A 12,100-nucleotide genomic window follows, 5' to 3' on the forward strand; every position below is an offset into this window, starting at 1 on the left:
GCCCGGTCTCGGGAGGACCGTTCTGAGCGCCGCACCCCGTCAGTGCCGCCCGACCCTCCCCGTGGGCCGGTCGACCCTCCCCGTGGGCCGGTCGGCCCACCCCGGCGGGCGGATCTCCGGGCCCGGAAGGGGCCCACCGCCCCTCGCGGGTGGCCGTCGCCGGTGCGACGGTGGGAGTGGATGTGCAGACTGCCCCCCGTAGGCGGTGGGAACGATGACATGGGAACTGCCCTTGGTCGTGGGAGTCGACGGGTCGGACGGCAGCCTGACGGCGGTCGACTGGGCGGTGGACGAGGCGGCCCGGCACGGATGCCCGCTGCGGCTGGTCCACGGCTCCCTCTGGGAGCGGTACGAGGGCCGCACCCCGTCGGTCGGTGCGGGACGTCCGGCGGGGCGGGTGACGGCCGACCGCATCGTGGCCTCCGCGGCGGAGCGGGCCGGGCGGCGCCACCGCGACGTGAAGGTGTCCACCGACGTCCTCCTCGCCGATGCGGCGGACGCCCTCCTGCACGAGGGCAACAACGCCACCGCCCTGATCACGGGGTCGCGGGGGCGCGGCGAGCTGAAGGGACTGCTGCTCGGCTCCGTCGGGCTCGCCGTCGCGGCTCGTGCCCACTGCCCGGTGATCGTCGTGCGCGGCGACCGGGCCGGTCTGGCCGGTGCTCATGAGCGCATCCTGCTCGGTGCCGGTGACGCCGAGACCGGTGGGGAGGCGACGCGCTTCGCCTTCCGGGAGGCAGAGGCCCGCGGGTGCGTCCTGGACGTGATCCGGGCCTGGCGCTGCCCCGCGTTCGAGACCGCCGACGACGCCGCGCTCGCCGAAGCGGCCGACCGTGCCGAGGAGGAGCGGGCACGCGGGGAACTCGACGAGCTGCTCCGCGAGGCCGTGACCGACCACCCGGCCGTACGAGTGCGTCGCACGACGGTCGAGGGCCCGGCCCGCAGGGTGCTCGTGCACCGTTCCGCGGCGGCCGACCTCGTGATCGTCGGCGCACGGCGCCGGCACGGCCACGTCGGGCTCCAGCTCGGCAGGGTGGCCCACACCCTGCTGCACCACGCCGAATGCCCCGTGGCCGTCGTACCGCAGCGCGACTAGGGGGCAAGGGCCCGCGCCGTGTACACCGGATTCGCCGTGTACACCGGATTCACAGAGACCGCGTGAGGCGTTCGACCCGGTCGTGGAGGCGCTCCACGTAGTGCTCCGACTCCGGCTTCATCAGGACACTGCGCAGGATGCGCGCACCGTCGGCGTCCGCGTCGATCTTCGGGTGGCGTGCGGTGAACGCCTCGCGGTCGGCCCTGAGGGTGCTGAGGAACACCGGATCGGGGTCCGCCATGCCGTCCGCCAGGACCCGAGCCGACGCCGCGTCGACGGCGGTGAGAGTGCCGGGTTCCACCACCGGGAAGCAGCCGACGATGTCCAGCTCGGGCTCCTGGTACAGCTCGAGCGCGTCCGAGGCGCTGATCAGCTCGGACCACCGCAGGGCGGCCCGGCGGCCGGCCCCGAGGACGCGGCCGAGGCCGTCGGGCGTGGGCGGGAGGAGCTGGAAGGTGAGCCACAGGGCGGCGGCCGAGGCCCCGGCACGCGAGCACTCCAGGCTGATCTCCCCGAGGTGGAGCTCGCTGGAGGTGAAGTAGGTGTACGGCGAGTCGTGGAGGTAGAAACGGCCGACCTCGGGGTCGCGGAAGAGGACGGCGCCGCAGCCGTAGGGCTGGAGTCCGTGCTTGTGCGGATCGACGACGATCGAGTCGCACCGGGCGATCGCCCGCCAGGGCTCCGGGGGGAGTCCTTCGGGCCCGTCGGCGCCGGCCAGCAGGGTGAAGAAACCGCCGTAGGCGGCGTCGATGTGGAGCCGGACGCCGTAGCGGTCCCTGAGGGCCAGGGCGTCGTGGATGGGGTCGACGGCCCCGAGGCCGGTGGTGCCGGCGGTGAGGACGACGGTGCCCACCTCTCCCGTCCGCAGGACGTCCTCGAGGGCGTCGAGGCTGATGCGCCCCCGGTCGTCGGTGGGGATCGGATGGCCCTTCACGCCCAGGACGTGGCACATGCGGCCGTGCGTGTAGTGCGCGTCGGCGCTGTAGGCGACGCCCCGGCCGGGGTGGAGCTCCCGGGCGACGAAGAGGGCTTCGAGGTTGGCGATCGTGCCGCTGGTGGTGAGGTGGCCGAGGTGGGTGTCGTAGCCGAACATCGTGGCGAGCCGGGCGACGGCCTCGCGTTCCATACGGGCGGTGGCCGGACCGCCGTCCAGGGCGTGGTTGTTCGGGTTGATCAGCATGGTGGTGAGGTAGCCGACCACGGCCGCCGGGTGCGGGGGCTTGAGCATCTGGCCCGCGTAGTGCGGGTGGAAGAAGGGGTAGTTGTCCTTCAGCCGCCCGGTGAACTCCTCGAAGGCGGCGGCGAAGCGGTCGTCCTCGACGAGGAGGGACGGGTGCCGCTCGTAGGGCCCGAAGGTGTCGGCCCATTCCTGTATCGCGTCGTTGGCCCGGCCGAGCCAGTGCTGGAGCTCCACGGATCTCCCTTTCTGCCGCGTGCTGAGGGGATGGATGCTCACCATAGAGGTTTCATTGACTGCTCAGCAATTGATAGATCAGTAATTGATACGTCAGTAGTTGAGGTGGCAGTAGGTGACGTGGCAGTAAAGTCGGTCGGGTGGAGACAAGGAACCGAGACGACGACGAAGCCGCCCGCGCCGCCCACAGCCCGCTCGTGCACGACTTCGGGCTGCTGATCAAGGCCGCCACTCGCCTGGAGCAGCGCATCGACACGGTCCTGCGGCGGGAGTGCGCGATCAGCCACACCATGTTCGAGGTCCTCATCAGGCTCTGCCGGGACCCGGGCGAAGAGGTCTCACAGCGCCGCCTCGCCGATGACCTCACCCTCACCAGCAGCGGCATCACCCGTCTGATCGACCGCATGGAGGCAGTCGGGCTGGTGCGCCGCGTGCCCGCCCCCGAGGACCGCCGGAGCGTCCTGGTCGAGGCGACCGACCGAGGGCGGACGGTGTTCCTGCGGGCCGCCGCCGTCCACGCGGAGGTCGTCGAGAAGTACTTCGTCGCGCCGGTGGCCCCCGGCGACTACCGACGGATGACCGGCGCACTGGGCGAGATCGGGAAGGCCCTGAGCGACACCTGACCGGCACGCCCGCACCCCGGAAGGCCGTGCGGGCACCGCGCCGCCCACGGACACGTCACCGTCATCCCGGGGATGCCGTGGAGGACGGACACCACCTCCGTTCGAGGGGCACGCGCGGTGCTCGCCGTCCGGGTCCTCGCCGTGCTCACCGGCGTGGCAGCCGCCCCCGCGCCCGGCACCGGCGCCCGAAGCCCGGGTAGGGCGGGGCGCTCGACGGCACGCGCCGCACCGACCTGCGCAACGGGGGAGTCGCGGCCCTCCGGGCGCGCCAGGGGGTGTCCGCAAAGTCCCGCCTGCCCCGCGACGCCCGGCACGCCGAGAGCACGCACCGAACGCCGCGGGGCCCGCCCTCCGGGCGGACGACGCGACTTTGCGGACACCCCTAGGCGCCCTTCCCGCGTCCTTGCACGCTGCCCGTCACCGCCAGCACGGAGAGCACCACCAGCGCGGCGGCCGGGCCGAGGACCACCCAGGGGGCCAGTTCGGCGTACGGCTGGTTCTCCGACAGCAGGCGGCCCCACTCGGGGGTGGGCGGCTGTTCGCCCAGGCCCAGGAAGCCGAGTGAGGCCAGGACCAGGACCGTCGTGGGCAGCCGGAGCAGGGCGTTGCGCACCAGGGGCGGAACCACCGCGGGGAGCAGATGGCGGCGCACCAGGTGCAGCCGTCCCGCACCGAGGGACACGGACGCGGCGATGTGGCCGCTCGCGCGTTCCTGTTCCAGCAGCGCCGCGGTCTGGGCGGCGTACGGGCTCCAGCCGACCACGCACACCGCGCAGGCCGCCCCCCACACCGACGGCCCGGTCACACCCGCGATGAGCAGCCCCGCGAGCACGGCGGGCAGGGTCGACACCACCTCGGTGGGGCCGGCGCTCGCCCGCGGTGCCATGCCCAGCAGGAGTCCGGTGAGCGCGCTGACGGCCGTCACGGCGAGGGCGACACCGGCGGTGCGCAGGGCACCGTGCCCCAGCCGGGCCAGCAGGTCCCGGCCCAGGGCGTCCGTGCCCAGGGGGTGTTCGAGGGAGGGGGGCAGCAGCCGCGCCGCCGTGTCGACCTGGAGGGGGTCGCGCAGGAGGCCCGCCGTGACCAGCGCGAGCAGGGCGAGGGCACAGGCCGCGGTGATCCAGCGCAGGGAGCGCGGCACGGTCAGCGGCGGCCGGTGCAGGGCCGGCAGCGCGCCGTCGCGCAGGGACCGGCCGAGGAGCGCGTGGCGCAGGGCCCGGATGAGGACGCCGGCGCTCACCCCGAGCAGGACCAGGGCCAGAGTCGCCGTCTGCAGCACGGGGAGGTCCTGCGCGACGGCGGCGTCCAGGGCGAGTCGGCCGAGGCCCGGGATGTTGAAGATCTTCTCCACCGCGACCGCACCGCCGACCAGGGCCACGACGGTCGGCAGCAGCTGCGGCAGCATGCCGGGCAGGGTGCGGCGCAGGGCGTTGCGGGCGATGTGGCCGGGCGGGAGTCCGACGGCGTAGGCCGTACGCGCCCACGGTTCGTGGAACGCCGCGGGCAGCGCCTGGTCGAGCAGCCCGCCGAGCATCGCCCCCGAGGGGATGCCGAGGGCGAGCGAGGGCAGCACCATCGACTGCGGCCCCTCCCACCCGCTGGACGGGAACCACCCCCACCACACCCCGCACACCGTCGCCAGCACCGAGGCGAGGAGGAACTTCGGCAGCGCGGCCAGTACGGCGGCCGTGCCGCCCGCCCGGTCCCGCCGCAACCGGCGCCGGGAGCCGAGGAAGACCGTGCGGGCGCAGAGCAGTCCGGCCACCAGGACCGTGACCGCGAACGCCCCCAGCATCAGCGTCAGGGAGACCGACAGGGCGGTGGCCACCTGAGGCATGACCGGCTCCCCGGACACCCAGGAGACGCCCGCGTCCCCGCCCGGCAGGCCGCGCAGCCAGTGCGCGAGATGCGTGAGCGGACCCTCGTCCAGCCCCAACTGCCTGCGTACGGCGTCCAGTTCCGCCGGGGTGGGGTTCTGGTCGGCGGAGCGGGCGCGCAGCACGGTGCGGGCCGGGTCGGCCCCGGACAGCCACGGCAGCGCGGCCACCGCGCCGAGCAGCGCGGCCCCGGCGAGCAGACGGCCGGCCGCCGAGGGCCAGAGCAGGGGACGGGCGGAGGTGTGGGCGACGCTCACGGGGCCGGGGCCTACTTGAGGTGGGTGTCGACGTCGATCAGGGAGCGCTCGCGCGGGTCGAGGATCACGCCCTCGACGTCCGGCGCGATGCCCTGCACGGCCTGCTCGTGGACGAGCGGCACCACCGCGTCGGTGCGCAGGATCTCCGCCTCCGCCTTCATGATCTTCTCCTGGCGGCGCTGGGTGTCGCGCTCCCCGGCGGCGGCCCGGATGGCCTTGTCCACCGCGGGGTCCTTCAGGCCGGCGATGTTGTAGACGCCCTCGCTGGTGAAGTCGCTGGCGAGGTAGTCGACCGCGTCGCCGGTGTCCAGGAGGGTCACCCGGGAGAAGACGAGGGCGTCGTACTTCCCGGCGAGGAGGTCGGACTCCATCTGCGTGTACTCGCGCACGTCCTGCTTCACGGTGAATCCGGCCTTCTCCAGCTGCTGCTGGAGCACGGTGGCGGCCTCGGGCAGCTCGGCCCGGTTGGTGTAGGTGGCCAGCCGCAGCGTCCTGCCCTTGGTCTCGCTCTTCACCCGGGCGGCGGGCGTGGCCGCGGCGCGGCCCGTCACCTTCACCCGCTTGTCGGCGGCCCAGGGGACGGCGGGCCCGAACAGGCCCTGGGCGGGGTCGGCGTAACCGCCGAAGACGGAGTCGACCAGCGCGGAGCCGTCGACGGCCGCGCGGGCGGCGGCGCGCAGCCCGGCGTCGGCGAACAGGCCGCCGCGGGTGTTGAGGATCAGGCTGTCGGTGCGCACCGACGGGACGTCGTGCCGGGTGCCCTCGGCGAGCAGCTTCGCCTGGGCGGTGGGGATCCACTCGGCGATGTCGGTCTCGCCGCCGCGCAGCGCGTTGGCGCGGGCCGTGCCGTCCGCGATCCAGCTCACGTCGATGCCCGGGGCCTTGGCCTTGCCGCCCCAGTATCCGTCGTAGCGGTTCAGCGTGGCCTTGGTCTTGCCGCTGAGCCGGGTGATCTCGAAGGGGCCGGTGCCGGTGCCGACCGGGCTGACGGCGCCGTCCTTCGCGTACGCCTTCGCCGACAGGATCGCCAGGGCGGGGCTGGCCAGTCGCAGCGGCAGCACCGGGTCGGGCGACTTGGTGGTGAGGGTGACGGTGTCGGCGTCCTCGGCCTTGGCGGTGAGGGTCACGTCGCTGAGGACCCGGGGCTTGGGCTTGGCCGCGCTCGCGTGGTCGAGCGCGTTGACGACGGACTCGGCGGTGACCTTGGTGCCGTCCTGGAACTCGGCGTCGCGCAGCTCGAAGGTCCAGGTGGTGTCGCCGTCCTGCTTCCAGGACTTGGCCAGGGCGGGCTTGGCCGTGCCGTTCCGGTCCAGGGCGGTGAGGCCCTCGGCGACGGACAGCTTGCTCAGCACGGTGGCGTCGTTGCTGTAGGGGGAGAGCGCCTGGACCGGCGGCACGGCCAGCGCGACGCGCAGCCGCCCGCCCGATCCCGCCCCGGCACCCGTGCCGTCGTCGCTGTCGCCCGGTGCGAAGCAGCCGGCCAGCAGGGGGGTGAGGGCGAGCGCCGCTATGAGGCCGCGGGAGGTGGTGCGCATGTCGTCGGGTCCTGTCGTGCGGGAGGTCGGGCATGCCGCTGGAGCTTGATCGGCGGCGCCAGCATATAAGGGCAGCCTTACCGAACTCGTCGCCGGGTGGATGAATTCTCAACGACTGGACGGTTCCACGAGCGAACCCGGCGCTATCGACCGGCTGTTCGAGGTGTGCCATCGTGGGCGCCGGGCGGAGGTGAGGCGCATGACCGGCGCGGACCCGGGGCTGTTCGGCCCGAACTCGGTGACCTGGCAGACGCACGGCGACCCGATGATGTGGATCGCCGGCGTCCGGGCGCTCTACCTCCAGGCCCTGCACCCGCGCGCGGTGCGCGGCGTCCTGCAGAACTCCGACTTCCGCCGGGACGCCTGGGGCCGGCTGCTGCGCACCGCGAACTTCGTCGGCACGACGACGTACGGCACCACCGAGGCCGCCGAGCGGGCCGGCGCCCGCGTCCGGAAGATCCACAGCATGCTGTCGGCGACCGACCCGGACACCGGCGAGCGCTACCGCGTCGACGAACCCGGCCTGTTGCTGTGGGTGCACTGCGCCGAGATCGACTCGTATCTGCACGTCCTGCGCCGGTCCGGGTTCCGCCTCACCGATGCCGAGGCCGACCGCTACGTCGACGAACACCGGCAGAGCGCACGCCTGGTGGGCCTCGACCCGGCCGCCGTACCCGCCGACCGGGCCGAACTCGCGGAGTACTTCGAGAAGGTGCGACCCGACCTGGCCGCCGGGCCCGAGGCACGCGAGGTGGACGACTTCCTCCTCCGCCCGCCGACGCACCCGCTCCTCATACCGGCGCGCGAAGTGCTGTGGCGGCGCGTGGCACAACTGGCGTACGCCTCCCTGCCACCGTACGCCCACGAGCTGTACGGCAGACCGGCCCCCGCACCCGCCACCGTCACCCGGCAGCTGCGCCTCACGGGCCTCCTGCTGCGCCGCGTTCCCGCACGTCTGCGGTGGCAACTCCCGCCCAAACACATCCTGCGCGCCATGGCGAGGCTCGGCCCGCACGCGCGTCCGGCCCCGTACAAACTCGGACGGTAGGCCGCCATACTGAGGGGCCAAGGGGAGGGGCGGGCGAACGGCTACCGGGGGGAGCGTCGCGCGAGATGGGGGACAACAGGCTCATTCACGGCCGGTACCGGCTGCTCGACCTGATCGGGCGCGGCGGCATGGGCGAGGTGTGGCGGGCCCGGGACGAGTCCCTGGGCCGGCTCGTCGCCGTCAAGTGCCTCAAACCGCTGGGCCCCAACCACGACCACGCCTTCACGCGCGTGCTGCGGGAGCGGTTCCGCCGCGAGGCTCGGGTGGCGGCGGCGCTCCAGCACCGGGGCATCACCGTCGTGCACGACTTCGGCGAGTCCGACGGCGTCCTCTACCTCGTCATGGAACTGCTGGACGGCCGCAACCTCAGCCAGCTCCTGGAGGACAACAAGCAGCACCCGCTGCCGGTCGCCGACGTCCTGGAGATCGCCGAGCAGGTCGCCGCCGCCCTCGCGTACTGCCACGAACAGGGCATCGTCCACCGGGACCTGAAGCCCGCCAACATCGTGCGGCTCGGCGACGGCACGGTGAAGATCTGCGACTTCGGCATCGCCCGGCTCGGCCACGACATCGGCTTCACGTCCCGGCTGACCGGCACCGGCATCGCCATGGGCACCCCGCACTACATGTCCCCGGAGCAGATCAGCGGCACCGAGGTCGACCAGCGCAGCGACCTGTACTCGTTCGGGTGCGTGCTCTACGAGATCGCCACCGGCGTTCCGCCGTTCGACCTCGACGACGCCTGGGCGATCCTCGTCGGTCACCGCGACACCCCGCCCCGCCCTCCGCGCGAGCACCGCCCCGAACTGCCCGAGTACCTGGAGCGGGTCGTCCTCGACCTGCTTGCCAAGGAACCCGCGGAACGCCCCGGTGACGCCCGCGAGCTGGCGCGGAGGATCAGCGGGCACCGGGCCGCCCCGGCGTACGTGCCGACCGTCGTGGCGGCCGGGCCCGTTCCCGGGGCACCGGCGCGCGCGAGGCGGCTGCCGTCCTGGACCCGCGGCATGACCACCGGACACAAGGCGGCGGGCACCGGGCTGCGCACCACACCTCCCGACCCGGCGGCCGGACTGTCCGGCGAGTGGATCGCGCGGCCCGCCACCGGCCCCGTCGAGGAACCCGTCCCCGAGGAACGGCCCACCCCGTCGCCGGAGGTCCTGACCGCCCTGGCCGGCCGGCACAACGCGGGCCTGAGCCTCGGCCGGCTCGGCCGCTGGGCGGAGGCGGGCGAGGTGCACCGGGCGGTCGCCGCCGAACGCGAGCACCTCCTCGGCCCCGACCACCCCGACACCCTCGCCAGCCGCTACGAGGTCGCCTTCACCCTCAGCCGCACCGGCCGCGCCCCGGACGCCCTGCGCGAGTACAAGCACGTCGCCGAGGCCAGGATCCGCACCCTCGGCGCCGACCACCCCGACACCCTCGCCGCCCGCCAGGAGATGGCCTACGTCCTGGGCCAGCTGAACCGGCCCTTCGACGCGCACCGCGTCTACACGTCCGTGCTCGCAGCCCGGGAGCGCACGATGGGCCCCGACCACCCCGACACCCTGCGCTGCCGGCACAACCTGGCCTTCAACCTCAGCCGCCTCGGACGCCTGGAGGACTCCTACCGCATGGCCCGCGAGGTGGCCGCCGCGCGTGCCCGGGTGCTCGGCCCGGACCACCCCGACACCCTGGTCACCCGCTACGAGGTCGCCTACGCCCTGGGCCAGCTGGGCCGCTGGTCCGAGGCCCTGGAGACCTACCGCGAGGTCGCCGAGGCCCGCGCCCGCGCCCTCGGCCCCGACCACCCGGACACCCTCGCCGCCCGCCACGAGATCGGCATCAGCCTGGGCCGCCTCGGCCGCAGCGCGGAGGCCCTGGACCTCTACGACGCCCTGGCCGAGGATCGCACCCGGATCCAGGGCCCCACCCACCCCGAGACCCTGCGCGCCCGGCACGGCCGCTGCGTCAACCTCGGACGCCTCGGCCGCTGGGAGGAGGCCCTCGCCGAGTCCCGGGACGTCAGCGCCCTGCGGGAGCGGGCCCTCGGTCCCGACCACCCGGACACCCTGATCAGCCGCCGCGAGGTCGCCGTGGGCCTGGGCTGGCTGGGCCGCTGGGCCGACGCGCTCACCGAGTACCGCCGGGTGGCCGCCGCCCGCGAACGCGTCCTCGGCGCCGACCACCCCGACACGCTCGCCGGCCGCAACGACGAGGCGCACTGCCTCCAGCAGCTGGGCCGCGGCGCCGAGGCCGTGGCGCTGTACCGCAGGGTGGCGGCCCTGCGCCAGGAGCGGGCCTCCGGCGGGCAGTGAGGCTTCCGCCGGGCAGTGAGGCCTTCCGGCGGACAGCGCCTGTGGCCGACCCGGATCACCCCGTGTTACGAAGAACCATGACCGCACCCCTGGGATCCCGCGCACACCGGACGTACGACGCCGTCATCGTCGGCGGCGGCCACAACGGCCTCGTCGCCGCCGCCTACCTGGCCCGGGCGGGCCGCTCCGTGCTGGTGCTGGAGCGGCTGGACCACACCGGCGGCGCGGCCGTGTCCACCCGGCCCTTCCCCGGGGTCGACGCCCGGCTGTCCCGCTACTCCTACCTGGTCAGTCTCCTGCCGAAGAAGATCGTCCGGGACCTCCGCCTCGACTTCCGGGTGCGCACCCGCACCGTCTCCTCCTACACACCCGCCGAACGCGACGGCCGCCCCACCGGGCTCCTCGTCGGCGGCGGCGAACGGCGGACCAGGGAGGCCTTCGCCCGGCTCACCGGCTCCGACGGCGAGTACCGGTCCTGGCAGGAGTTCTACGGCATGACCGGCCGCGCCGCCCAGCGGATCTTCCCCACCCTCACGGAGCCGCTGCCCACCCGCGCGGAGCTGCGCCGCCGCCTCGACGACGAGGAGGCCTGGAGGACGCTGTTCGAGGAGCCGATCGGGGCCGCCGTCGAGCGGCACTTCGCCGACGACCTGGTGCGCGGCGTGGTCCTCACCGACGCCCTGATCGGCACCTTCGCCGACGCCCACGACCCCTCGCTGAAGCAGAACCGCTGCTTCCTCTACCACGTGATCGGCGGCGGCACCGGCGCCTGGGACGTGCCGGTCGGCGGCATGGGTGCCCTCACCGACGCGCTGGCCGACGCCGCACGCGCCGCAGGGGCCGTCCTCGCCACCGGCCACGAGGCGCTGCGCATCGCCACGGACGGCAGGACGGCCGAGGTCACCTACCGCACGGCCGACGGCGAGGGCACCGTCGCCGCCCGGCACGTCCTGGTCAACGCCTCCCCGCAGGCCCTGGCCGACCTGACCGGCGACCCCTCGCCCAGCCCCGCCGAGGGCGCCCAGCTGAAGGTGAACATGCTGCTCAAGCGACTGCCGCGGCTGCGGGACAGCGCCGTCGACCCGCACGAGGCGTTCGCCGGCACCTTCCACATCGCCGAGGGCTACGAGCAGCTGGCCACCGCCCACGCCCAGGCCGCCGCCGGTGACCTGCCCGCCGCGCCGCCCTCCGAGATCTACTGCCACTCCCTCACCGACCCGAGCATCCTGGGGCCGGGCCTGGCCGAGCAGGGCTACCAGACCCTCACCCTGTTCGGTCTGCACACCCCGGCCCGGCTCTTCGAGCGGGACAACGACGGCGTCCGCGAGGAACTCCTCAAGTCCACGCTCGCCCAGCTCGACGCCCACCTGGCCGAGCCCCTCGCCGACTGCCTGGCCACCGACGCGGACGGACGGCCCTGCATCGAGGCCAGGACCCCGCTCGACCTGGAACGGGACCTCGGGCTGCCCGGCGGCAACATCTTCCACCGCGAGCTGAGCTGGCCCCACGCCCAGGACGGCACCGGCCGCTGGGGCGTGGAGACCCGGCACGCGAACGTGCTGCTGTGCGGGGCCGGCGCCGTGCGCGGGGGCGGAGTGAGCGGGGTGCCCGGGCACAACGCGGCCATGGCGGTCCTGGAGGGCGGGCCGACTGAATCACTGCCCTCCTGAGGGGCACTCCGGCAGGGAAGGTATCCATACCGGCCGGCCGCCCCACGCGGACGGTCGTACCCCCCACGGGAGGCTCCCATGGCCGAGCTCAGCCCGACCGACCTCCAGAAGGCGCTCAAGGGCATGGACTACCCCACGGACAAGAAGCACCTGGTGGAGCGTGCCCGCAGCAACCACGCCGACGACAAGGTCGTCCGCACCCTCGACGGCCTGAAGGAGGACCGCTTCGACGGCCCGAACGAGGTGCAGAAGGCCGTCTTCAACCAGTGAGGAAACCGCTGAGGAA

At 74.1% G+C, this 12,100-nt stretch carries 9 protein-coding genes; 6 read left to right on the top strand and 3 right to left on the bottom strand.

Annotation, left to right across the window (positions count from 1 at the left end):
* The first annotated feature begins 214 nt into the window (after nt 1-214).
* Nucleotides 215-1,096, top strand: coding sequence for a universal stress protein (locus tag ACSUPV_RS39130; protein ID WP_382616097.1), 882 nt, complete (start codon nt 215-217; stop codon nt 1,094-1,096).
* 49 nt (nt 1,097-1,145) lie between these two features.
* Here ACSUPV_RS39130 and ACSUPV_RS39135 read toward each other — a convergent pair whose 3' ends face one another.
* Entirely contained in the window at nt 1,146-2,510 is a 1,365-nt protein-coding gene (locus ACSUPV_RS39135; protein ID WP_382616099.1) for a pyridoxal phosphate-dependent decarboxylase family protein, read from the bottom strand.
* Nucleotides 2,511-2,650: 140 nt separating this feature from the next.
* Here ACSUPV_RS39135 and ACSUPV_RS39140 point away from each other — a divergent pair, with 140 nt between their 5' ends.
* Nucleotides 2,651-3,133 carry a MarR family winged helix-turn-helix transcriptional regulator gene (locus ACSUPV_RS39140; RefSeq protein WP_382616101.1) on the top strand — a complete coding sequence of 161 codons (483 nt, stop codon included), beginning with the start codon at nt 2,651-2,653 and terminating at the stop codon, nt 3,131-3,133.
* Between the two features lie 382 nt (nt 3,134-3,515).
* Here the strand turns inward: ACSUPV_RS39140 and ACSUPV_RS39145 are convergent, their stop codons facing one another.
* Both ACSUPV_RS39145 and ACSUPV_RS39150 read right to left on the bottom strand, forming a co-directional pair.
* Nucleotides 3,516-5,267 (bottom strand): ABC transporter permease subunit, encoded by a 1,752-nt coding sequence (locus ACSUPV_RS39145; protein ID WP_382616103.1) that lies wholly within the window; start codon nt 5,265-5,267, stop codon nt 3,516-3,518.
* Between the two features lie 11 nt (nt 5,268-5,278).
* On the bottom strand, nt 5,279-6,802 hold the full coding sequence (locus ACSUPV_RS39150) for an ABC transporter substrate-binding protein (protein WP_382616104.1): 1,524 nt from the start codon (nt 6,800-6,802) through the stop codon (nt 5,279-5,281).
* Between the two features lie 199 nt (nt 6,803-7,001).
* On the opposite strand from ACSUPV_RS39150, the gene ACSUPV_RS39155 reads away from it, so the two are divergent.
* From ACSUPV_RS39155 to ACSUPV_RS39170, 4 genes are all read left to right on the top strand, one after another.
* Nucleotides 7,002-7,850, top strand: a complete 849-nt coding sequence (locus tag ACSUPV_RS39155; protein ID WP_436949663.1) for an oxygenase MpaB family protein — start codon at nt 7,002-7,004, stop codon at nt 7,848-7,850.
* A 65-nt stretch (nt 7,851-7,915) separates the two neighbouring features.
* Nucleotides 7,916-10,144, top strand: coding sequence for a serine/threonine-protein kinase (locus ACSUPV_RS39160; RefSeq protein ID WP_382616106.1), 2,229 nt, complete (start codon nt 7,916-7,918; stop codon nt 10,142-10,144).
* A gap of 77 nt (nt 10,145-10,221) precedes the next feature.
* The gene (locus ACSUPV_RS39165; RefSeq protein WP_436949664.1) at nt 10,222-11,814 is read left to right on the top strand and encodes a phytoene desaturase family protein; all 1,593 of its coding nucleotides are present in this window, start codon (nt 10,222-10,224) and stop codon (nt 11,812-11,814) included.
* Between the two features lie 78 nt (nt 11,815-11,892).
* Nucleotides 11,893-12,084, top strand: coding sequence for a DUF2795 domain-containing protein (locus tag ACSUPV_RS39170; protein ID WP_031118597.1), 192 nt, complete (start codon nt 11,893-11,895; stop codon nt 12,082-12,084).
* The last annotated feature ends 16 nt before the right edge of the window (nt 12,085-12,100 follow it).

It is taken from the genome of Streptomyces sp. SudanB52_2052 (assembly GCF_964272415.1).
GTDB lineage: Bacteria > Actinomycetota > Actinomycetes > Streptomycetales > Streptomycetaceae > Streptomyces > Streptomyces olindensis.

Bases quoted from the DNA above. Each gene is read 5' to 3' on its own strand.
- ACSUPV_RS39160 (WP_382616106.1), top strand. From the start codon at position 7,916: ATGGGGGACAACAGGCTCATTCACGGCCGGTACCGGCTGCTCGACCTG.
- ACSUPV_RS39165 (WP_436949664.1), top strand. From the start codon at position 10,222: ATGACCGCACCCCTGGGATCCCGCGCACACCGGACGTACGACGCCGTC.
- ACSUPV_RS39130 (WP_382616097.1), top strand. From the start codon at position 215: ATGACATGGGAACTGCCCTTGGTCGTGGGAGTCGACGGGTCGGACGGC.
- ACSUPV_RS39150 (WP_382616104.1), bottom strand. From the start codon at position 6,802: ATGCGCACCACCTCCCGCGGCCTCATAGCGGCGCTCGCCCTCACCCCC.
- ACSUPV_RS39155 (WP_436949663.1), top strand. From the start codon at position 7,002: ATGACCGGCGCGGACCCGGGGCTGTTCGGCCCGAACTCGGTGACCTGG.
- ACSUPV_RS39170 (WP_031118597.1), top strand. From the start codon at position 11,893: ATGGCCGAGCTCAGCCCGACCGACCTCCAGAAGGCGCTCAAGGGCATG.